The organism is Amycolatopsis echigonensis, assembly GCF_002846615.1.
GTDB lineage: Bacteria > Actinomycetota > Actinomycetes > Mycobacteriales > Pseudonocardiaceae > Amycolatopsis > Amycolatopsis echigonensis.
The window spans coordinates 3713989-3736649 of sequence record NZ_PJMY01000003.1; the positions used below are offsets into that span (position 1 = coordinate 3713989).

17 protein-coding genes are annotated in these 22661 nt (G+C 69.3%); 10 read left to right on the forward strand and 7 right to left on the reverse strand.

Going from position 1 to position 22661, the window contains the following annotated elements:
* Positions 1 to 24 precede the first annotated feature (24 nt).
* Positions 25 to 2811 (forward strand): AfsR/SARP family transcriptional regulator, encoded by a 2787-nt coding sequence (locus ATK30_RS22580; protein ID WP_101437303.1) that lies wholly within the window; start codon positions 25 to 27, stop codon positions 2809 to 2811.
* A gap of 934 nt (positions 2812 to 3745) precedes the next feature.
* Here ATK30_RS22580 and ATK30_RS22590 read toward each other — a convergent pair.
* Together ATK30_RS22590 and ATK30_RS22595 are read right to left on the reverse strand one after the other, a co-directional pair.
* Complete coding sequence (locus ATK30_RS22590; protein WP_101437304.1) at positions 3746 to 4597, reverse strand: DUF72 domain-containing protein; 852 nt, start codon at positions 4595 to 4597, stop codon at positions 3746 to 3748.
* Between the two features lie 296 nt (positions 4598 to 4893).
* The gene (locus ATK30_RS22595; RefSeq protein ID WP_101437305.1) at positions 4894 to 5775 is read right to left on the reverse strand and encodes an SDR family oxidoreductase; all 882 of its coding nucleotides are present in this window, start codon (positions 5773 to 5775) and stop codon (positions 4894 to 4896) included.
* A gap of 82 nt (positions 5776 to 5857) precedes the next feature.
* On the opposite strand from ATK30_RS22595, the gene ATK30_RS22600 reads away from it, so the two are divergent.
* Positions 5858 to 6436, forward strand: a complete 579-nt coding sequence (locus tag ATK30_RS22600) for a TetR/AcrR family transcriptional regulator (protein WP_101437306.1) — start codon at positions 5858 to 5860, stop codon at positions 6434 to 6436.
* A gap of 674 nt (positions 6437 to 7110) precedes the next feature.
* Here the strand turns inward: ATK30_RS22600 and ATK30_RS22605 are convergent.
* A complete protein-coding gene (locus ATK30_RS22605) occupies positions 7111 to 7872 on the reverse strand; it encodes a DUF4253 domain-containing protein (RefSeq protein WP_101437307.1) in 762 nt (253 codons plus the stop codon).
* 132 nt (positions 7873 to 8004) lie between these two features.
* The gene (locus tag ATK30_RS22610) at positions 8005 to 8646 is read right to left on the reverse strand and encodes a DedA family protein (protein WP_208637769.1); all 642 of its coding nucleotides are present in this window, start codon (positions 8644 to 8646) and stop codon (positions 8005 to 8007) included.
* Positions 8647 to 8782: 136 nt separating this feature from the next.
* Between ATK30_RS22610 and ATK30_RS22615 the strand changes: the two genes are divergently transcribed.
* A complete protein-coding gene (locus tag ATK30_RS22615) occupies positions 8783 to 9910 on the forward strand; it encodes a sensor histidine kinase (protein ID WP_101437309.1) in 1128 nt (375 codons plus the stop codon).
* Entirely contained in the window at positions 9901 to 10545 is a 645-nt protein-coding gene (locus tag ATK30_RS22620) for a response regulator transcription factor (RefSeq protein ID WP_101437310.1), read from the forward strand. Before ATK30_RS22615 ends, ATK30_RS22620 begins: the two co-directional genes overlap by 10 nt.
* A 1-nt stretch (position 10546) precedes the next feature.
* Here ATK30_RS22620 and ATK30_RS22625 read toward each other — a convergent pair whose 3' ends face one another.
* Positions 10547 to 12193, reverse strand: coding sequence for a DNA repair helicase XPB (locus ATK30_RS22625; RefSeq protein WP_101437311.1), 1647 nt, complete (start codon positions 12191 to 12193; stop codon positions 10547 to 10549).
* 78 nt (positions 12194 to 12271) lie between these two features.
* On the opposite strand from ATK30_RS22625, the gene ATK30_RS22630 reads away from it, so the two are divergent.
* Complete coding sequence (locus tag ATK30_RS22630; protein WP_101437312.1) at positions 12272 to 12889, forward strand: LppU/SCO3897 family protein; 618 nt, start codon at positions 12272 to 12274, stop codon at positions 12887 to 12889.
* A 254-nt stretch (positions 12890 to 13143) separates the two neighbouring features.
* On the opposite strand, the gene ATK30_RS22635 is transcribed toward ATK30_RS22630, so the two are convergent.
* On the reverse strand, positions 13144 to 14163 hold the full coding sequence (locus ATK30_RS22635; protein ID WP_244194695.1) for an ABC transporter substrate-binding protein: 1020 nt from the start codon (positions 14161 to 14163) through the stop codon (positions 13144 to 13146).
* 135 nt (positions 14164 to 14298) lie between these two features.
* On the opposite strand from ATK30_RS22635, the gene ATK30_RS22640 reads away from it, so the two are divergent.
* From ATK30_RS22640 to ATK30_RS22660, 5 genes are all read left to right on the forward strand, one after another.
* Positions 14299 to 16995 (forward strand): sensor histidine kinase, encoded by a 2697-nt coding sequence (locus ATK30_RS22640; RefSeq protein ID WP_101441000.1) that lies wholly within the window; start codon positions 14299 to 14301, stop codon positions 16993 to 16995.
* Positions 16996 to 16998: 3 nt separating this feature from the next.
* The gene (locus ATK30_RS22645; RefSeq protein WP_101437314.1) at positions 16999 to 17676 is read left to right on the forward strand and encodes a copper homeostasis protein CutC; all 678 of its coding nucleotides are present in this window, start codon (positions 16999 to 17001) and stop codon (positions 17674 to 17676) included.
* A gap of 322 nt (positions 17677 to 17998) precedes the next feature.
* Positions 17999 to 19639, forward strand: coding sequence for a S53 family peptidase (locus tag ATK30_RS22650; protein WP_101437315.1), 1641 nt, complete (start codon positions 17999 to 18001; stop codon positions 19637 to 19639).
* Between the two features lie 124 nt (positions 19640 to 19763).
* Positions 19764 to 20981, forward strand: a complete 1218-nt coding sequence (locus ATK30_RS22655) for an acyl-CoA dehydrogenase family protein (RefSeq protein ID WP_208637397.1) — start codon at positions 19764 to 19766, stop codon at positions 20979 to 20981.
* Between the two features lie 91 nt (positions 20982 to 21072).
* Positions 21073 to 21792, forward strand: coding sequence for a hypothetical protein (locus tag ATK30_RS22660; protein ID WP_244194696.1), 720 nt, complete (start codon positions 21073 to 21075; stop codon positions 21790 to 21792).
* On the opposite strand, the gene ATK30_RS22665 is transcribed toward ATK30_RS22660, so the two are convergent.
* Complete coding sequence (locus ATK30_RS22665; protein ID WP_101437316.1) at positions 21793 to 22650, reverse strand: ABC transporter ATP-binding protein; 858 nt, start codon at positions 22648 to 22650, stop codon at positions 21793 to 21795.
* Positions 22651 to 22661 lie beyond the last annotated feature (11 nt).

Consider the following 22661-nt stretch of genomic DNA (forward strand, 5'->3'; position numbering starts at 1 on the left):
CGCGGGGGCCGTCTCAACGCCACAATGGAACGTGTGGACGGCCTCGACTTCCGGGTGCTCGGCCCGGCCGAGGTGCTGGCCGGGGACCAGGTGGTGCCGCTGGGCGGCAGCCGCCCGCTGATCGTGCTCGCCGGACTGCTGCTGCGGGCCAACCGGCTGGTGTCGGTCGACGTGCTCAGCCACTGGCTGTGGGGCGACGACCAGCGCCGGTCGAAGGGCGCGCTGCAGACGTATGTCCTGCGGTTGCGGCGGGCGCTCGGCGACGGCGCGTCGATCCGCACCGAACGCGGCGGCTACCTGCTGGAAGTCGACGAGAACGCGATTGACCTCGGCCGGTTCCGGCAATTCGCGGCGAGGGGCCGCAGCGCGGCGGAACGAGGCGAACACCGGCGGGCGGCGGGGTATTTCGAGGAAGCGCTGGGACAGTGGCGGGGTTCGGCGCTGCAGAACGTGGAGTCGGACACGCTGCACCGGGACGAGGTCGGGCAGCTCGCCGAGGAGCGCACGCGGGTGCGCGAGCTGTGGGCCGAGACGTTGCTGACCGTCGGTGAGCACGACACCGTCGTGCCCGAGTTGGAGCGGTTGACGCGCGAAAATCCGCTGCGGGAACGACCGCACGAGCAGTTGATGTACGCGCTGCTTCGCTCCGGACGGCAGGCCGAGGCGCTGGACGTGTACCGGCGGATCAGCGGATTGCTCGCCGAGGAACTGGGTTTGGACCCCGGTGCCGGACTGCAGCGCGCACACCGGCTGGTACTGGGCGGCGACGCGGGCACCCGGTTCCGGACGCCTCTGGAACCCCATATACCGCACCAACTTCCGGCCGACCTGGGTGCTTTCGCCGGTCGAGCCGCGGATCTGAAAGCCTTGCGCGCGTTGCTGCCGGAAGCCCTCGACGACGGGACCTCCACACCCATCGCGTCAGTGGAAGGCATGGGCGGACAGGGTAAAACGACCCTTTCTGTCCACTTCGCACACCAGATTGCCGACCGTTTTACCGGTGGTCAAGTGTTTCTGGACTTGCGTGGCTACGGTCCAGGCGCACCGGTGCCGCCGATCGCCGCGCTGGAGACGATGCTCATCGCGCTGGGTGTTCCCGCCGACCGAATCCCGTCCGGTTTGGACGAACGAGCGGCGACTTGGCGCACGTACACTACCGGACGGCGGCTATTGGTGGTGCTGGACAACGCGAACAGCACCGAACAAGTGCGCTACTTGTTGCCTGGACCGGGATGCCTCGTCGTGGTGACGAGCCGCTGGCAGTTGCGCGGGCTGGTCGCGACACACGGTGCCCGACGAATCGCTCTGTCTGAATTGGACAGTGAAGAAGCGGTGGAACTGCTCGCCTCGGCCATCGGGGTCGAGCGGGTGCACGAGGATCCCGTCGCGGCTGGCCGGTTTGTGCAGTATTGCGGCGGACTCCCGCTGGCGATCCGGATCCTCGCCGTGCGCGCGGCGCAGTTCCCGCGGCTGCCGCTGGACGAGTTCGTGACAGCGCTGCCCTCGGATGCCGGCCGGTTGAGCACTTTCGACCTAGGCGACGGCGACGAGACCAACATCCGCACGGTCTTTTCTTATTCCTACCGGGTTTTGTGTCCAGCGGCGGCGAGGCTGCTGCGGTTGCTGGCGCTGTCGGTCGGCCCGGATTTGTCGCTGGGTATGGCAGTAGCGCTCAACGGAAGGTCTGAAAAGGACACTCGCGGCGCTCTCGACACGCTCGTTTCGGCGCACCTGCTCACCCAGCCGAAACCGGGCCGATACCAGTTTCACGACCTGATTCGCGCCTATGCCACTGAACTGTCGGAACAAGAAGACGACGCCGCCGAACGCACGGCGGCCAGCGCGCGATTGCTCGGCTGGTTCATCGCGTCGGCGCGGAACGCGGGTCTGGCGATGCGTCCGCACCAGCTGATGGACGAAATCGGGCCGATCCCGTCTGAGGGTGCGCTCGAGTTTTCGGACTTCCACCGGGCGCTGGCTTGGTTTATCGAGGAACACGCGAATCTGCTCTCGGTGATCCAATGGTCGTTCCGGATCGGCCAGTACGCGCGGTGCTGGCGACTGGCGTGGTCGCTGTTCACCTATTTCGCCGGCCGCGCACGGGTCGACGAATGGCGGTACGTCTTCGAGATCGGCCTGCGGGCGGCGCGGAATTCCGGTGAGCGGCAGGGTGAAGCGGCGATCCTCAATGGACTCGGCGTGATCGAGGGAGTCGCGCGGAACTACGTGCTGGCGCGCGAGTATCTCGAGCAGGCGCTGGCTGTGCAGCTGGAACTCGGCTCGCTGCCGGGGGAGGCGCGGGCGCGTTACAACCTGGCGATGACCGCGCAGAACATCGAGGACTTCCCGGAGGCGTACCGGCATGGCCTGCGGTCGCTGGAAATCACGCGGGAACTGGGATTCACCTCGGTGGAGGCGAACGTTTTGCGCGCCTTGGGTGACCTGTGCGCGATGATGGGCGACTACCCGCAGGCCCTGTCGCTCGCGGACGAGGCGCTGGCTTTGGTCCCTCCAGACGACCTGCCGCAGGGCCGCTTTTCGTTAGCCGCGAGGGCCCGCGCGTTGCTGGGCTTGGGGCGGCACGTGGAGGGAATCGAGTGTCTGTCCGAGGCAGTCGACATGTTCTTCGCGATGGACGAGGAGTATGAGGCCGCGGATGTGCTGTCGGAACTCGGCACCGCACACCTACGCTACGGCCGCACCGCCGCGGCCCGAGACTGCTGGCTACGCGCGGTCCGGTTGTTGACGAGGCTGGACCACCCGGACGCGGACCGGGTGCGGGCGCAGCTGGCTGGGTTGGTGCGGGGGTAGTTTCGGCGGTGATGCCGCGATGCCGGGCTCGGGATCGCTGGCTGGGCAAGGTTGTTGATGCGGTTGGGCCGTCCGGCTCGGGCACGGGCGCGGTTGGCTGGGGTGGGTAAACGTGGCTAGCTTCTGCCGCAGTGCCGCAGTGCCGCAGTGCCGCAGTGCCGCAGTGCCGCAGTGCCGGATCGCTGGCTGCGCGGTTCTTGACGCGGTTGGATCATCCGGATGCGAATCGGGTGCGGCGCAGTTGGCTGGGGTGGGTCAAGGGGGCTAGCTTCGGCCGCAACGCCGCAACGCCGCAACGCCGCAACGCCGCAACGCCGCAACGCCGCAACGCCGCAACGCCGCAACGCCGCAACGCCGCAACGCCGCAAGACCGGATTGCCGCAACGTGGAATTACTGGCTGCGCGCGGGTCTGGCCATCGACGAGCTGGATCAGGCGGACGTGGATGAGGATCGGCCGCAAAGCCGCAGTGCCGCAGTGCGCACATGCGCGACGGCAGCTCCGCCGTGGCGCGGGGTTGTTGGTTGTGTGCGGTTAGGCAGTTGGCTGGCTAGGCCACTCTGATGCGGATGCCAGCGCGGTCGACCGGCTTGCGGTGGAAGGAGGTCCAGCCTTACCGCTGCGGCGCGAGATTGGTTGGACCACTCCGGCGCGGAGCAGGTGCGAAGGGGCACTCGACCGGGTGGCTTCGGCCAGATCGCCGCGGTCCGAGATGGTGCGGGGTCTGGCAGGTGGCGCGGCTGGAACATCCCGGCGCGAAGTGGGCAAGCACAGTTGCCTGGCACCAGGGCCAACTTCCGCCGTTTGACAGAGTGTTTCCTGTTGTTCACCTGAGGGCAGCGGGGCGCGGTGGTCCGCGTGCCGACCCCCAGCGGCAGCACGTAGACCACCGGCGGCCCGTGCCACTACCCAACCGGAGTGCGCTCACTGTCCGCTCACTGTGTCGGGTCGGGTTCTGCGGGGAGGCCGAGCAGGCGGGCGAGCGTGACGGCGTTGTGCGGGGCCGCGACTTTGCTGTCGTTGTCGAAGTAGACGTGCACGTCGCGGCGGCCGTTGTCGTGCCATTCGGTGATCTTCGCGGCCCAGGCGCGCAGGGCTGAGTCGGAGTAATTGCTGGTGTAGAGCTCTTCCGCGCCATGCAACCGGACATAACTGAAATCAGTGGTCTGGTCCTCCCGGTACGGCCACGGCGCGGCGGCGTCGGAGGTCACCAGGGCTACCTGGTGTTTTTTGAGCAAATCCAGCGCTTCGCTCGTGGTGAAGCTCGGGTGGCGCACTTCGAGCGCGTGCCGCATCGGTCGGTCGGGTCCTGGTTCCAGAAACGGCGGGGACTTGAGTTTGTCGTCGTGTTTCGCTCCGAGCGTGGCTGCTTCGGTGGTGGTGCGGGGGAGTTGGCTGAGGAACGTCGAAACCCGATCGGGGTCGAAGACCAGCCGCGCTGGGAGTTGCCAGAGGAACGGTCCCAGTTTGTCGGCGAGCGCGAGGACGCCGGAGCCGAAGAAGTTGGCGAGCGCGGTTTCGACGTCCCGCAACTGTTTGAGGTGCGTGATGAACCGGCCGCCCTTGACGGCGAACAGAAATCCGGCTGGGGTTTCGGCGCGCCAGCCGAGGTAGCGCTCCGGTCGCTGCAGCGAGTAGAAGGACCCGTTGATCTCGACGGCGTTCATCTGCCGGGAGAGGTGCTCGAGTTCGCGTCGTTGCGGCAGTCCAGACGGGTAGAACGCGCCGCGCCACGGCGGGTATCGCCAGCCGGACGTGCCCACTCGGATCTGGCCGATTTCGCTCACCGCCTTTCGTGCCCGGGGATTCCCGTCTGGACGGTCGCGGAAACCCAGCCTTTGGGACAGCTGGGCTGATTATTGGGACAGATGTCCTGTTCGCCGGGCTGCGGCGGTCACAACAGTCGCGGCCCGGATACCGGAGTGCTAGACGTGCGTGGAGCTGATGACCTGACCGCCCGGTGGGCGCGGGACGATGTCGAACGGAGTCGCGACGTTGGGGGCATGTTGCGTGGCCGCGTCGATGAGCTTGCGCGGTGCCGGGAGGTCGGTCAGAGCGAGCAGGAAACCGTCGGACCCGAGGTTTACGGCTGGAGGTTCTCCAGGTCCTCGAGCAGGTTCGGGTGCGTGGGCTGCCAGCCGAGGACTTCGCGCGTACGGACGCTGGTGGCGGGCTGGTCCCGGGCGAAGATCGGGCCGAACGGGCCGAAGTTTTCCTGCGGCACCGGTTCGACTGGCAAGCCGAGCCGTCGGCCGATGACGGCCGCGATGTCGCGGACCGCGTCGCCCTCGTCGGCTACGGCATGCCAGGCCGTTCCGGCCGGTGCTGATTCGAGCGCCAGGCGGAACAGGGCCGCCGCGTCGCGTGCGTGCACGGCTGGCCAGCGTTGGGTGCCGTCGCCGGGGTAGCCGACCACGCCGGTGCGGCGCGCCTGTTCGGTGAGCAGTCCGGCGAAGCCGCCCTGGCCCTCGTTGTGGACTGTGCGCGGCATGCGGACCGCCGTGGCGCGCACGCCGCGTGAAGCCATCGCCAGCAGCGCATTGACCGAGCGGCCGCGGCCGGCGACTGGACCGTCGGTCGGCAGCGGATCGTCTTCGGTAGCAGCGCGGCCGGGAACCCACGGCGTGCCCGAGACGGTGACGATCGGACGGTCGCTGCCGACAAGTACTTCTCCCAGCGCGGCCATGGCGGCGCTCTCTTCGGCGATCGATCGCGCGAGCGCTTCCTCGGTGCTGTAGTCGCTGCCGAACGCCAGGCTGATCACGCCGTCGGACTGCGCGGCACCGGTCCGCAGGACGTCGAGGTCGGCGATTTGCCCGCGCAGCACCTGGGCGCCAGCGTCAGTGAGGGCCTGCGCGGACTTGTCCGAGCGGGCCAGCGCGAGAACCGTGTGCCCGTTGGCGAGCAGTTCGGCCACGACCGCGGAGCCGATCGTGCCCGTACCGCCGGTGACGAAAACCTGCATGAGACTCTCCCAAGATGATGAGACCTTTGTCCCGTCACCATACACAGTGACGGGACTATTGTCCCGTCACTAGGATGAGCTCATGGCCCGATGGCAACCGGAGACAACGCAGCGGCTTGTCGTGGCGGCGGTCGACCTGTTCACCGAGCAGGGCTACGACGCCACCACCGTCGCGCAGATCGCCGAACGCGCGGGCGTCACCAAGAGCACGTTCTTCCGGCACTTCTCCGACAAGCGGGAGTTGCTGGTCGCCGGTCAGGAGACGTTGAGCCGGCTGCTCTCCGAGGGAATCGCCGAGGCACCCGCGGAAGCCAGCCCACTGGAGGCAGTCGCGGCCGGTCTCGAACGAGCGTCCGGGGCGATGGGGCCGGCGAACCGAGAACTCGGCCCTCGCCTCAAGGCCGCGGTGGCGGCCAGCACCGAGCTTCAGGAACGGGACGCGCTCAAGAACGTCGGCCTCGCGGCTGCGATGTCTTCCGCGCTGGTCGCGCGCGGGGTCCCCGATCCGACCGCACACCTTGCGGCTGAGTTGGGGGTCATCGCGTTCAAGCGGGGCTATACGCAGTGGTCCGAAGCTGAGCGCGACAGTGAGCACGGTCTCGCGCACTACGCGCTGGCGGCGCTACGGGATCTGCGTGCGGCTGCGGCGTCATTGGAGTGACGCGCGGCGCGAGGCTTGTCTGAGGGGTCTGGCTCAGTGCTCGACGCGGTCACTATCGTGCCTCGCCTCGCCTCGCCTCGCCTCGCCTCGCCTCGCCTCGCCTCGCCTCGCCGTGCCCGCGGCCGCCGGGCTGTGACGAGTCGGCCAAGCCGATGAGACCCGTCGGATGTCCCTGCCGCGCTGGCCGGTGAGGCTCCGTCGAGACGGTCAGGTCTGCCCGGCCCGACGGATTCGCCGACGTCGCCGTGCCTGCCAGTTCGCGGTCAGGTCGACGGATCGCCCGGCGCTGCCGGATGCCGCCGTCTTTGTGGGGGCCGCAGCTTCGCCGGGTCCGATGGATCCTGGCGGGTTGGACGGATCGCTCAGTTCCCTCCGTCGACGGATCGGTCGGCGCCGCCGTATCCGCCAGCTAGCGGCCAGGTTCGACGGATCGCCTGGCGCTGCCGGACGCCGCCTTCCTGGGGAGGTCCGCCAGCTCCGCCGGAGCCGATGGATCCTGCCGCGTTTGACGGATCCGTCAGCTCCCCCGCCGACGGATCCGTCAGCGTCGCCGTATCCGCCGGGCCCGCCAGCTCCGCCAAGCCTCGCTGTGCCGTTGGAGACCGGCGGATCCGGAGCGGCATCGGCGGAGCCTGCGCCGCCTTCGGCCCCGCAGTCCGCACCTCCTCATTTCCTCAGGCCCACGAGAATCGCCACCGTCGGCTCTGTACCAGGGACGTCGCGTACTCCCGCAAATTCCCCGGCTGGGCGAGGTATGTCGGGAGGCTGAAGGCCCGGTGCTCGGCCGCCACTGTCAGCGCCCTGGCGTGGGTGCGGGGTGGGGCGGAGACCGACAACTCGAGCGAGTCGAAGCCCAACGTCACCAGCGTCGCGCCGAAGCGGTCTTCCCAGCTGCGCAGGACCGCTGACAGTTCCGCGACCTGGTCTGTCGACTTGATCATTCCCGTCCAGCCGATGAGGGCCGGGACGTCGGCCGGACGGTCGGCTTGGACCAGGCCGAGCCGGTGCGGGGTGCGGGCGGTCAGGATCGAGCCGGTGTTGCCCGCCTCGGCCAGCGGGTCCGAGCGGCGGTGCGAGCGTTTCGCCAGCCCGGGGAAGCGGGTGCCGAAGGGGCGCAGGCAGGCTCCGCCACAGCACGAGCCGTCCCACCAGCGGGCCAGTACTTCGGCGGGGTCGGCGTTGCCGATGCGGTGACCGGCCGGAGCGAGGCGGCCGCGGTCGTCCAGCCAGTCCTCGCCGCGGGCGGTGAAGCGCTGGTCGGGCGGGATCAGCACGGGCCACAGCCCCGACCGCTCGAACTCCGCGACACAGCTCAGGTACCGCTGCGGCCGCGCGAGCGGCTCCTCCGACACCCAGATCCGCCCGTGCCAGCGCCCTGGCGGCAAGGTCTGGACCGGCGGTGCCCCGACGCCGGGGCGGAACGGTGCGATCGTCATGAGCTTCCCCTCGAACTGGTGTTCGGTACCTGCAGATCGAACAGTAGTTCGAACCACCGACAATTTCCAGGGCACCACTCGCTCGTCCGTTCGAGTGAATCTGGCGAAAGCCCAGGTCGAGGGCGGAAAGAGTCAGCGCCGGGAGACGCGGCGCACCCGGACCGCGACGAACAGGCCGACGGCGATCGCCACCGCGGCGAGCACGACGTACTGGAACACCGACGCGTACCGGTCCACCAGCGACCAGCTCTCCCCGAGCACATACCCGGCCACGACGAACGCGGTGTTCCGCAGGAGGCTGCCGGCCGTCGTCAGCAGCAGGAAGCGGCCGAACGGCATCCGTTCGACGCCAGCCGGCAGCGAGATCAGGCTGCGGAAGATCGGCACCATCCGGCCCAGGAACACCGCCTTCCCGCCATGCCGGGTGAACCACGCTTCGGTCCGGTCGAAGTCGGCGGCGTCCATCAGCGGCAGGCGGCCGAGCAGCGCCCGGCACCGGTCGCGGCCGAGCAGAGCGCCTAGCCAGTAGACGATCACGGCTCCGGCCAGCGAGCCCAGCGTCGTCCAGAAGAGGGCTCCGGCCAGGCTGAAGGTGCCGCGGCTCGCGGAGAAGCCGGCTAACGGGAGGACGAGTTCGCTGGGGATCGGCGGGAACAGGTTGTCCAGGCCGACGACGATCGCGGCGCCGATGCCGCCGAGCGAGTCCATCAGTCCGACGGCCCACCCGGCCAGTCCGGTGAGGGGTTCGGCGGGGGCGGCGAGCAAGAGGTGCACGGGGAGTCCTTTCACGACGGAGACAACGTCGTCGAAGGTAGAAAGCCAAGGCGCGCAACACATTGCTGTCGGCCACCCGGAGAATTGCGGAAAACCGCAGTACTCCGCCCCGACCAGACTGGCTAGCCTGATCAACGTGAACAGACCGCGAGTGCTGCGCCGGACGGCGGGCGTCGGCCTAGGCGCGCTGACGGCGCTCATCGAGGTGTCGTACCTGGTACTCGCCGCGCCGCTCCTCGTCATCCCCGCCGCCCGGCTGCGGGTCTTCCGCGGCGCGCGCAGGCTCGCCGAAGCAGAACGCGCCCGGCAGCAGCGGTTCTTCGACGCCAGCAACGGCGACGACTACGACGGCCGACGCGCCCTCCAATACCTCGTCCCACGCAGCCTCACCGGTCTGCTCGCGCTGGGAGTGTGGGTGTGCATCGGCGCGGGTGTCGGAGCAGGGGCGTTCTACTTCGTCCAACTGGTTTCCGGACAGGCTCCTGGCGGTGCGGGAGAGGGGACCCTCCTGGACTGGCTGCCGGTGCTGGTCCTCGGCGCGATCGCGATATTCCTTTGTGGACAGGGCCTGATCGGCGTGGCCGGACTCGATCGTCGGCTGGCGCGGCGGTTCTTCGGGCCGAGCAGTCAGGAACTGTTGCGGCGCAGGGTTTCCGAGCTGGCGACTACCCGGAGCGAAGTGGTCGAGGCCGTCAACGAAGAACGTCGCCGCATCGAGCGTGACCTGCACGACGGGGTGCAGCAAAGGCTGGTCGCGTTGGGGGTCCTGCTGGGCAGGGCGCGTCGGGCGGACGACGCCCGCCGAGCGGCTGAGCTGGTCCGGCAGGCGCACGAAGAATCGCAGGAAGCGTTGCGCGAGCTGCGAGAGGTGAGCTGGCGCGTGTACCCGATCGCGCTGGACGAAAGCGGTCTCGAGGCCGCGCTGGAGTCTCTGGCCGAGCGCGCCACGATCCCGGTCGACCTTCGTTACGCGCTCGGCGAGCCCTCGCCGGAGCAGGCGACGGTGGTCTATTTCGTGGCTTCCGAGTCGGTCACCAACGCGGCCAAACACGCCAGCGCCAACAAGGTCACCATTGACGTCCGCCAGGAAGAAACCAAGCTCGTCGCCGAGATCACCGACGACGGTTGCGGCGGTGCCCGAGTCGGCTCGAGCGGCGGATTGTCTGGACTAGCCAGGCGGGTGGCGGCGATGGACGGCGAATTCTCCTTGCAGAGCCCCGAAAACGGGCCAACTATAGTGCGGGTGACGCTGCCGTGCGAGTGATCCTGGCCGAGGACGCGACGTTGCTCAGGGAAGGTCTCGTACGGCTGCTGGCGGAGGAAGGCCACGACGTGGTCGCCGCGGTGGGCGATGGCGAGAAACTCCTCGAAGCGACCGCCGAACACCAGCCCGACGTGGTCGTCACCGACGTTCGCATGCCGCCGACCCACACCGACGAAGGACTGCGTGCCGCGCTGGAAATCCGCGAACGCTGGCCGGACACCGGGGTGCTCGTGCTGTCCCAGTACGTCGAGAAACGTTACGCCGCAAAGCTGATCGGCGGCGACGGCGGCCGCGTCGGGTACCTGCTCAAGGACCGGGTGGCGCAGGTCGGCGACTTCCTCGACGCACTGGATCGGGTCGGGGCCGGCGGCGCGGCCTTCGATCCGGAGGTGGTGCGCAGGCTGGTCGCCCGCACCTCGCACGAGGACGCGCTCGCCCGGCTGACCCCGCGCGAGCGCGATGTTCTGGAGAAAATGGCGCAGGGCCACACGAACGCGAGCATCGCCACGCTGCTGTTCGTCTCGCAGAGCGCCGTGGAGAAGCACGCGAACGCGATCTTCGACAAGCTCGACCTGCCGCAGGAGAAGGGCTACAGCCGCCGCGTGCTGGCCGTTCTCCGTTACCTCGGCTCGTAATTCACAGCGGCCGCCGCAGATCCTCCGCGTCGACGATGTGGTACGCGTACCCCTGTTCGGCCAGGAACCGCTGCCGGTGTGCCGCGTACTCCGTGTCCACAGTGTCCCGCGACACGATCGAATAGAAATGCGCCTGCCGTCCGTCGCCCTTCGGACGCAGCAGCCGGCCGAGGCGTTGCGCTTCCTCCTGCCGTGAGCCGAACGTGCCCGACACCTGAATCGCCACCGACGCTTCCGGCAGGTCGATCGAGAAGTTCGCCACCTTCGACACCACCAGCGTGCGCAGTTCGCCGCGGCGGAACTTGTCGAACAGCTCCTCGCGCTCCTTGTTCCGCGTCGAGCCCTGGATGACCGGGGCCTCCAGCTCCGCGCCGAGCATCTCCAGCTGGTCGAGGTACGCGCCGATCACCAGGGTCGGCTCGCCGTGATGCTTGTCCACAATGGACCGGATCACCGGGATTTTCGTCATCGCCGTGGCGGCCAGTTTGTACCGCTCGTCGGAGTCCGCGGTGGCGTACTGCAGCCGCTCGTTTTCCGTGAGCGTCACCCGCACCTCGGTGCATTCCGCCGGCGCGATCCAGCCCTGCGCTTCGATGTCGCGCCACGGCACGTCGTACCGCTTCGGGCCGATCAGCGAGAACACGTCGCCCTCGCGGCCGTCCTCGCGCACCAGCGTGGCGGTCAGCCCGAGCCGCCGCCGCGACTGCAGGTCCGCGGTCATCCGGAACACCGGCGCGGGCAGCAGGTGCACCTCGTCGTAGACGACCAGGCCCCAGTCGCGCGAATCGAACAGCTCCAGGTGCCGGTACTCGCCCTTGGTCTTGCGCGTGACCACCTGGTACGTCGCGATGGTGACCGGCCGGATCTCCTTCTTCTCCCCGGAGTACTCGCCGATCTCGTCCTCGGTGAGCGACGTGCGCGCGACTAGTTCGCGCTTCCACTGCCGCCCGGCGACGGTGTTGGTGACCAGGATCAGCGTGGTCGCCTTGGCGTGCGCCATCGCGGCGGCGCCGACCAGCGTTTTGCCCGCGCCGCACGGCAGCACGACGACGCCGGAACCGCCCGCCCAGAACGCTTCCGCCGCCTGCCGCTGGTAGTCGCGCAGGTGCCAGTCTTCCTCGGCGAGATCGATCGGGTGCGCTTCGCCGTCCACGTACCCGGCGAGGTCCTCGGCGGGCCAGCCGACCTTCAGCAGCGCCTGCTTGAGCCGCCCGCGTTCGGACGGGTGCACGATCACCGTGTCGTCGTCGATCCGCGAGCCCAGCATCGGGCTGATCTTCTTGTTGCGCGAGACCTCTTCCAGCACCGCGCGGTCGGTGGTGGTCATGACCAGGCCGTGCGCCGGGTGGTTGGCGATCTGCAGCCGCCCGAACCGGCCCATCACGTCCACGACGTCGATCAAGAGCGGCTGCGGCACCGGGAAGCGCGAATACGTGGTGAGCGCGTCCACCACCTGTTCCGCGTCGTGCCCGGCGGCGCGCGCGTTCCACAACGCGAGCGGGGTGATCCGGTAGGTGTGCACGTGTTCGGGCGCTCGTTCCAGTTCGGCGAACGGCGCGATCGCGATCCGCGCGTCGTCGGCACGCGGATTGTCGACCTCGAGCAGCACGGTTTTGTCGGACTGGACGATCAGGGGGCCATCAGTCACCTCTCCTTTATACGTTCCCTCCCGTCCCGCGGCCCGGGGATGCCAAGATGGCGGAACGAAGCCGCGGGAGGGGACCCAGTGACCACACCACCGTTCGGCATGCCGCCGATCGCGAACCCGTACCAGCCGCCCCCGCGGCAGCCGGTCCAGCGCGGTCCGAAGCGGGTGTCGGGCAAGCTGAAGGCGCTCTTCGCCGCTCTTGTGGTCGTGGCGCTCGGGCTCGGCACCCTCGGCGCGTTCGGGTTCGCCGCGATCGCGCGCTCGGCGGGACCGCCGGTCGTGGGCAGTTGCCTTTACCTCTCTTCGCTGGGCTCGGAGACGCAGACCTACACCGGGGCGGACTGCTCCGACCAGGCCGCCACCTTCCGTGTCGACGCCGTGTCCAACGGCCGATCCTCCTGCCGCGGCGAGGACTACGTGCGGTTCGAGCTGTATACGTCGGCCCGCAGCACCAGCAAGCCGTCCGAGACGCTGTGCCTGGCGCTGAACGTCGTGTCCGGCGAGTGCGTGCGCGACGTTTCGGACGAGTCGAAGGTCGGCAAGGTCGCGTGCGACGACCCCAAGGCGGAAGCACGCGCTGTGGTGCACAACGGCACGCGGTCGGCGTCGAGCTGCGGCGACAAGGACGTGTCGCTAGTCTATGTGGGGCCGCCGGTGCGGACGATTTGCCTGCAGCCGACCGGGGCGAGCATCTAGCGGCTTGTGGTGGCTATGCCGGACTTTCCGGCCAGCGCGGGACGGTGCTGCGGCGAGTGAACCCGTCCGCCCCCTCGGCGCGGACCGGCCCGGGGCCGTGGAGAAGGTGTCCCAGGACAGGCCGTGCTCGCGGCAGAACCGCGCCACGTTGATCCTCTCGCCGTGTGCTGCCCGGGTGTCCGCGATGTCCTGAGACACCAACTGTCGGCGCTGTGCTCAAACTCAACAGCCGCGGGCCCGACCGGCGTGAACACTCACAAGGCGTTCGGGAGCATCGCCGCCACGTCGAGGCGGTTGGCGAGCTGTCCGGAGCTGTGCATGAGATCGGCCACGCGCTGCAGGCGGGTCGCCGACAGCGTGGTCGGGTAGCTGCCGAGCGAGATCAGCGCGGCGGTGGTCTGGTCGATGTCCGAGAACGACGGCAGCGCGTCGCGCACCTTGGCCGTGTCGGACGCGGCCAGCTGGGCCTGGGTGAGGACGTTCCGGAACGCCGTCAGCGTGCGCGGGTTCGCGGCGGCGAACTGGCCGGTCGCGGCGTAGCCGGACGCTGGGAAGTCCAGCGTCGCGCCGGTCGAACCGTCGGCGAGGATCTGTGCGCCCAGTTCCTTCTCCGCGCGGGTGATGTACGGCTCGACCATCAGCGCGGCGTCCGCGTCGCCGGATTGGAGCGCGGCCGGCATCTGCCCGAACGGCCGGGGCACGAACTCGATCTTCGATTTGTCGACGCCCGCCGTGCCGAGGACCGCACGCGCGGTGAGCGCGCCGATGTCGTCGGGGGAGTCCACCGCGATCTTTGGGGATTTCTTCGCGGTCGGTTCGGTGTAGTCGGAGCCGGGCAGCGTGACGAGGGCGATAGTGGTGCGGCCGAAGGTGTACGCCTCGCCTTGCAATTGCAGCGCGGTGCCGGACGCGGCGGCACGGAACAGCGACACGTCGCTGCCGAACGTCACATCGACCTGTCCGGACTTCAGTTTTTCCACACCGTCGCCGTCGCCGAGTTCCACCAGTTGGACATTCAGCCCGGCCTGGCGGAACTTTCCCGCCGCGACGGCCATCCGCAGCGGGGCGGTGTCGATCGGGCTCGCGACGCCGACCCGCAGCGTCGTGCGTTCCGGCGGCGGCGCTTGCCCGGAGTCACCGGATCCGAACACGGAGCAGCCGCTGAGGGCGAACAACGTCGCCACCAGCGCAAACCTCAGACCGGTCGCTTTCACGTGCCATCCCCTGCCGGGAGAATCTCTGCCTCGTGCTGGATCGTATGGGCCGCTGCCCATACGATCGCCCGCAGGGCTGTGCCCCCGCCAGGGTGGCTTCCCGATCTTTTCGCCGGAACTACCAAGCGGTAGCTTCCGGCGGGAGCCCCAGGACGTCCGCGGGCAGAGGTTCCCGCGGTGGAAAAGGAAGCACAGGTGACCCGTCGCGACGACCGTCCCCGTTCGGGTGACGCGACGGATCCGGCTGCCTCGCGTCCGGTCGGCGGCCGGTGGCGGCTGCGGAACTGGCGGCTGCGCACCAAGCTCTTCGTCGTCCTGCTGATCCCGGCGCTCGCCGTGGTCGTGCTGGTCGGCCTGCGGGTCAACAGCGACCTGCGCGACGCCCGTCAGCTCGCCGAGTTCGCCGCCCGCTGCCGGGTCGACACGACGGTCGCCGAGGTCGTGCACCAGCTGCAGCGGGAACGCGACGTCACGGTGCGGTTCGTCGCGGGCGACCGGAAGGGCCCCACGGACGTCCTCGTCGGCCAGCGCACCCGCGTCGACCTGGCGATCGGCGCGTTCGAGCGGTCGCTCGCCGACAGCAAGCCGCGGCTCGACGAGTCGGCGGCGGGCGATCTGCAGCAGAGCGACGACCGGCTGAGAGTGCTGGGCGGCCTTCGGTATTCGGCCGAGCACTCCGCGTATCCGGCGGATGCGGTGCTCCGTTCTTACAGCGAGCTGATCTCCGGCCTGCTCGACATCAGCGACACCGTCGCGGCCGACGTCACCGAACCCGACCTGGCCCGGCTGCGGCTGGCTGGGAACGCGCTCGCGCGGATCAAGGACCAGATGTCGGTCAAGCGCGCGATCATGTCCGCCGCGATCGCGCAGGGCACGCTCAACCGCGACCGGACGCGCGCGCTGCTCGGCGCGGAAGCCGAACTGGCCGCCGCGCGCAACGACTACCGCACCTTCGCCACGCCGGACGAGCAGCGGATGTACTCGGACACGGTGATCGGCATCGTCGTGGACATCGGCAACGACATGGTCGAGTCGGCGCTCACACGCACGGAGAACAACCAGCCGCTCTCCGGCCTGGACGCCGACCAGTGGGACACCGCGTCGACGTACACGGTCAATCTCGCCCACCAGGTGCAGCAGGCGCTGCTCGTCCAGCTCCAGGACAAAACGGACGCGCGCGCCGCCAGCGCCCGCGCGTCGACGATCTGGGACGGCGGAATCGTCATCGGCGTCCTGCTGGTCGCCGGGGTGCTTTCGGTGGTGATCGCGCGCTCGCTGCTGCGGCCGTTGCGGATCCTGCGCCGCACCGCGCTGGAGGTCGCCGACCACCGGCTGCCCGAGGCCGTGCAGCGGCTGCTCACCGAGCCCGACCCGGCGCCGGAGAACCTGCGGCACCGGGCGGCGGTCGCTCCGGTGCCGATCTTCACCCGCGAGGAAGTCGGGCAGGTCGCGCGTGCGTTCGACGCGGTGCACGGCGAGGCGGTCCGGCTGGCCGCCGAACAGGCGATGCTGCGCGAGAACGTCAACGCGATGTTCGTCAACCTGTCGCAGCGCAGCCAGGACCTGGTGGAGCGGCAGCTGTCCGTGCTCGACCGGATGGAGGCGGGCGAACAGGACCCGGAGACCCTCGGCGGGCTGTTCGAACTCGACCACCTCGCCACCCGGATGCGGCGCAACAGCGAGAACCTGCTGGTGCTGTCGGGCACCGACCTGGCGCGCGAGGACACCGGACCGGTGGTGGCCGACGAGATCATCGGGGCCGCACTGTCCGAAGTGGAGGATTATCAGCGGATCGAGATCGGCCCGGCCCCGGCGCTCGCGGTGCGCGGCGACGCGGTCAACGACCTCGTGCACGTGGTGTCCGAGCTGCTGGAGAACGCCACCCGGTACTCCGGGCCGCAGACGGCGGTCACCGTGGACAGCGCGCGGACGCCGGAGGGGGCGTGGCGGATCGAGATCACCGACCGCGGCGCGGGCATGCCGCAGGCGGAGATCGACCGCACCAACGCGCGGCTGGCGCATCCGCCCGAGGTCGACGTCGAGGTGTCGCGCCGGATGGGCCTGTTCGTGGTCGCGACGCTGGCCGAACGGCACGCCATCGCGGTGAAGCTGAGCCCGGCCGAGGGACGCGGCCTCACCGCGACGGTCGTCGTTCCGCCCGCGTTGATCACCGAAGCCCCGCCGCTGCCGCAGCTGCCCCCGCCGGTCGAACCGGAGCCCGCGCCGGAGCCGGAGCTGCTCGCCCCGCTCGCGCCGCTGGCCCCGCCCGAGGAACCGGAGGAGCCCGCCGAACTGGTCGCGCCGACCCTCGACGCCGGTCCGCTGCGGCGGGCGCCGGTGGTCGAGGAAACGCCGTCGTGGCCGGTCGAATCGGCGCGGTCGCATCTGGAGATCGACGCGCCGACGGACCGGATGCCCGCGTACCGCGACGTGCTGTCCCGCTGGTTCGATCTCTCCGCCCCGCCGGAGGAGCAGGTGGCCCCGGAGCCGCGCCTGGTCGCGCCGATGCCGGAGGTGCCCGCGTTCGAACCAGAACCAGAACCAGAGCCGGAACCCGCGCCCGAGCCAGCGCCGGAGCCCGACCACCAGGCCGCCGAGCCGCGGCACGCCTACGAAGCGCCGCCGGAGTTTCCGACCGAAGACCCGGACGACGCGGCCCCCGCCTGGCCCACCCCGGCGCACCTGGAACAAGAGGACGGGGCCGAGGACACCTGGCCGTTCCTGCGGGTCGCCGACGTGACCGGCGGCCCCGCCGCGGAGCCCGGGCAGCGGCCGATACTCTCGCTTTCCCCCGACGCGGTGCGCGCCCGGATGACGAGCCTGCAAGGCGGCTTCCGGCGCGGCAGGCACGCCAGGGGGGAAGACACCCCGCCACTGGATCGAAACGGATGAGGCATGAGGTCGAACACCGCCCTGCTGGAAGTGATCGCGCTGGGCGCGCAGGATGCGGAGCGGGCGCAGGAGGGCGGAGCGGACCGGCTCGAACTGGTCGCCGACATGGCCAGCGACGGGCTCACCCCGAGCGAGGCGACGGTGCGCGAGGTGCTCGCGGCCACTGATTTGCCGGTGCGCGTGATGCTGCGCGCGGAGAACACTTTCGACGCTCGCGCGATCGACGACGTGCGTGCCTCGGCGGCCCGGCTGGTGTCCGCGGGTGCGCGGGAATTCGTGTTCGGCTTCCTGACCGAGGAGGGCGAGGTCGACGCCGAAGCGTGCCGCGCGCTGCTGAAGGAGATCGACGGCCAGCTATGGACGTTCCACCGCGCCATCGACCGCTCGCGCGACCCGATCGCCGCGTACGACGTGCTGGCCGAACTCGGCTGCGACACCGTGCTGGCGGCGGGGCACCCGAACGGTGTCGCGAGTGGACTGTCGGTGCTGCAGCAGCTGGCCCGGCGAACCGACGGCCCGGCGCTGTTGGTCGGCGGCGGTCTGCGGGCGCAGCAGGTGCATTTGCTGCGCGCCGGCGGCGTGCGCGGTTTCCACGTGGGCGGCGCGGTGCGTCCGTCCGGGTGGGACGCCCCGGTGGACGCGGCGGCCGTGCGCGAGTGGGCCGAACTCGTCAAAGGCTGACCAGTCCGTGCGGGAAGGGAACCTCGCCGGGAATTCCAATTCCGGCAAGGTTCCCTTTTTTGCTTGACGAGCACAGGGCGCGTGTGTGCGCAACCGGTCCGGAATGTCCGCGGCGACCGTCTTCCGACGTCCGATGGTTTCCGGATGGGGCGGGACATCGCGGCGTCAATCAGTCATAAATCGTGCAAGTGGAAAACAAACCAACCGCGATAAGGTCAGCCAAAAGTAGGTTTCTTTGTTTCGAGGGGTTTTTTAGGGTCAGTGATACGGGTCGGTACCGCGATTTAGCCGGCCTGGTCCCCGCCTCTCGAGAGGAATTCTCATGCGCTTGCGCAAGCTCGTCGCCGCCGCGGTTCCGCTGCCGGCGTTGCTGTGCCTGTCCGTGGCCGGCGTCGCGAACGCCGATCCGCTGGTCGCCCTTCCCGGCAACGCCGCACCGCTCGCCGCCAGCGCGCGATCCGGCGATGTCGCGGCTGACCAGCTCATTCCCGCCGCCCTGTCCCTCAAACTGCACAATCAGCAGGCGCTGGCCCGCTTTCTTTCCGACGTGCAGGACCCGGCGTCGGCGCAGTACCGCCATTTCCTCTCTCCGGAGCAGTTCACTGCTGCATTCGGCCCAACGCAGGCCGAAGCCGACCAGGCGGTGAATTTTCTCAAGCGCAGCGGTGCGCAGGGTATTGAGGTTTCCGGAAACCGGCAGGCGATCACCTTCTCGGCGACTGCCGGACAGCTGGAATCCGCCTTCCATACACGGATCGGCAATTACACCGACACCGTCACCGGCCGGAAGTTCTACGCGAACGACTCCGCGCCGGAACTGCCCGCGTCGGTGTCCTCCGTGGTCGATTCGGTCGTCGGTCTCGACAACCACGCGGTGAAGCACCACGCCAAGGCGACGCAGGCGCCGCGCACGGTCAAGCCGGTGACCCCGACCATCCTCAAGACCGCGTACGGCACCAGCGGCATGTCCGCGACCGGCGCGGGCGTGAACGTCGGCTTCGTGGAGTTCGACGGCTACAAGACGTCCGACATCACCGCCTACGACACCAAGTACGGCCTCAAGGCGGGCACGGTCAGCACGGTGTCGGTCAACGGAGCCAACTACGACTCCAGCCCCGGCCAGGGCGAGACCGAGGTCGACCTGGACATCGAGGTCGTGCACGCACTCGCCGCGCCGGCGAACGACTACGTGTACGAGGCCCCGAACTCCAACGCGGGCGAGCTGGCGATGTACCAGAAGATCGCGTCGGACAAGAAGGTCAGCGTCGTTTCGATCTCGTGGGGCTCCTGCGAGGCGGCGGAAGGCTCGGCCGCGGCCAGCAGCGTCGACAAGGCGCTCGCGACCGGTACCGCCGAGGGCATCAGCTACTTCGCCGCGGCAGGCGACGACGGCACCACCGACTGCGCCCGCCAGACCGGCAGCAAGGCGCAGGCCGTGGACTTCCCGGCGTCGAGCCCGAACGTCTCCGGCGTCGGCGGCACGCAGCTGTCGGTGACCTCGTCGAACGGCTACAGCAGCGAGACGACGTGGAACGACGGCGCCACGGGCGGTGCCGGCGGCGGTGGCATCTCGACGCTCTTCGCCGCGCCGTCGTGGCAGTCCAAGCAGAGCACGACCAAGCGCAAGGTCCCGGACGTCGCCGGCGACGCCGCGCAGGGTTCGGCGTACACGATCATTTCCGGCGGCCAGACCGGGAACGTGTGGGGCACCTCGGGCGCGGCTCCGCTGTGGGCGGGCTTCGCCGCGCTGCAGAACCAGGTCCACAAGGGCAGCCTCGGCAACCTGAACCCGACGTTCTACAGCATCGGCAACGGTTCCTCGTACGGTTCCGGCTTCCACGACGTGACGACCGGCAACAACACCTTCAACGGCACCACCGGCTTCTCCGCCGGCAAGGGCTACGACCAGACGACCGGCTGGGGTTCGTTCAACGGCTCCGGACTGTCCGCCCTGATCGGCTGACCGAGGGCTCTCGCGAGTGCCTGCCCCGGGAGTTCCGGGGCAGGCACTCGCCGTGTCTTGTGGACTGAAGCACTGCGGACAACGGCTGATTGACCAAGATCCGGGACGCTGTTTTGATGACCGGGTGCAGCCTCTCCTGACGCCCAAGCAGCAGGCCCTCGTCGACCGCGCCGCCAAGCTCGCGGACGTTTTCGCCGAGCGCGCGGCCGAGCACGACCGCGACAACACCTTCCCGCACGAGAACTACGACGACCTGCGGGAAGCGGGCTTCCTCCGGCTGTCTGTCCCGGAAGAACTCGGCGGGTTCGGCGCCGGGCTGCCGGAGATCCTGCCGGTGCTGGAACGGCTGGCGATGGGCGACGGCGCGACCGCGCTGGCGTTCACCATGCACCTGTCGCCGCTGGGACAGTGGGCGAGTGTCTGGCGGCGCACGAAGGCGCCCCGGCTGGCGGAACTGCTGCGCAAAGCGGTGGACGGCGAACTGATCTGGGCGTCGATCACCAGCGAAACGGGCTTGCGCAACGACATGACGGACGCGAAAACCCGCGCCGTCCGCGTCGAAGGCGGCTTCGAACTGACCGGCCGCAAGAGCTTCGCGACCAACTCGGCCGTCGCCACGCATTGCTCGACCACCGCCCGCTACGAGGACGCCGACGGCGGCCCTCGGCTGCTGCTGTGTCAGATCGCGCTGGACCAGCCCGGCGTCACGATCCACCAGACGTGGAACACGATGGGCATGCGCGGCACCCAAAGCAACGACGTCGAACTGGACAAGGTGTTCGTCGAGGACGCGGCGGTCGTCCACTCGCTGCCGGTGAAACACCTCGACTCGCGGGTGCTGGAAACTGTCTGGGCCTGGGCGATGCCCGCGTTCTCGGCGGTCTACACGGGAATCGCGGCGGGCGCGCTGGACTGGACCGTGCGAACGCTGGTCCAGCGCGGCAAGGCGGAGGATCCGGTGCTGCAGGACGTGATCGGCGAATGCCAGATCCTGCTGGAAAGCTCCCGCGCGCTCATCTACCGCCAGGCCGACGAGGTGACGAGCCGCCGGTTGTTCACCGGAGACATCCAGGACGGCGTGGCCCGCAGCGCGATCGTGAAGTACACGGCGGCGAACAACGCGGTGCAGATCATGCAGCGGCTGGTCGACGCACTCGGCGGCATGTCCTACACGAAGGCGCTGCCGTTCGAGCGCATGTGGCGGGACGTGCAGGCGAGCACGTTCATGCCGATGGGCAACCTGGCGACCCGGAAACTGGTCGGGGCCAACGTGCTGGGCGTGCGGACGCTGCCGGAGATCGGCCCGGACGAGACCGGACCGGATTCCCGCGCGAAGGGCTGAACGGGTGAACCCGGTCGGAACCGGGTGAGTGTGCGCTGCTCACGGGCTATCTTGATCGCTTCGGTCTTGGTGTCCAGGGGAGGGGCAGCGAGTGGCGAAGCAGAAGTACGCGACCCGTCCGGATGGGACGGTGTACCCGATTACGCCCAAGAAAGGCGGCGGGGCAAAGGTTTTCGTAGCCGGAGCGGCAGTAGCCGTCGTGGTCGGCGGCGGGACCGCGGCCGGACTCGGCGGTGCGGCGAGCGTGGGATCCGGGGCGGTGGAGGCGCTGCCGGGAAATCTCGCCGGAGATGTCGCGGATTCCTTGCCCGGCCGGAGCCTCAAGGCACGCAAAGCCGAGGGCAAGAAGTCAGCTCAGCGTGGCCGCAAGGACGAGACCTTCAGCCGGTTCAAGCTCAAACAGCTGAAGCAGGCGGCGAAACACGAGCTCGACTGCCTGCTGAACTCCACCGACCGCGTCCGCGAGTATCTCGCACAGCACCGCTGCACCTCATTGGACCGAAACCTCTTCGCGGTCGGCGACGGGCACGGCAACGCCGCGGTGATTTCCGTTGCCCGCGTGGGGTTTTCGAAGAGGAGCGAGGCCGAGGGCTGCCAGAAGGTCGAGGAGGTGCAGGGCAGCGGGGACATCAAACCCCTCGGCGCCGCCCTGCTCGGCCTCGACGGCGTGAAATTCTCCGGCCACCACTTTCAGTCCAGAGTGGACGGTCGCGCGATGGTGGTCGCCGAAGCGGAAACCGCTGCCGGAAAACTTGATTCCGAAACCCTGGACGCCCTCGCTGACGTCTCGGTGTGGTTTCCGAAGCTCTGACTACTTCTTCTCCGAGACGACCGCGTCCGATTCGGACGAAGCCGCAGCGTCCGCCGCCTCGTGCTCCGCGAGGTCAGCCGCCGCCTGCACCGCCGGACCGTGCAGCAGCCGGGCCACTTCACCGCGCAGCGAAACGAATTCCGCCGATTCTCGCGTGGTGATCTGGTCCCGCTGGGCAGGCAGATCCACCTTCAAATCCGCCACGATCCGGGCCGGCGACTTCGACAGCACCAGCACCCGGTCGCCCAGGTACACGCTCTCGTCGATGTCGTGCGTCACCAGCAACACCGTCGTGCCCTGTTCGACCTGGACCCGGCGCAGCAGATCCTCCAGCTCAAACCGCGTCTGGGCGTCCACCGACGCGAACGGCTCGTCCATCAGCAGCAGCGCCGGACGGCTGGCCAGCGCACGGGCGATCGACACCCGCTGCTGCATCCCGCCCGACAGCTGCCACGGGTACTTGCTCTCCGCGGCCGACAAACCGACCGCGGCGAGTGCTTCGGCGGCCCGGGCACGCCGGGTCGCCTTGTCGAGTTTGCTCCAGCGCAGCGGGAATTCCACGTTCTTCGCGACCGACAGCCACGGGAACAGGGAGCGGCTGTAGTCCTGGAACACCACGGCGAGATCGTCCGGCACCGAGGTGACGCGGTCGCCGTGCAGGCTCACCGTGCCCGCGGTCGGCGGGATCAGGCCGGCGATCGCGCGCAGCAGCGTGGACTTGCCGCAGCCGGACGGGCCGACGATGCACGCCAGCTGCCCGGTCTCCACCGTGAACGACAGTTCGTTGACCGCGACGTGCGCGGACTCGCCGCTGCCGTAGCGGTGGCTGAGGCCGGAGACCTCGAGCATGGTCGACATAACGGGAAACC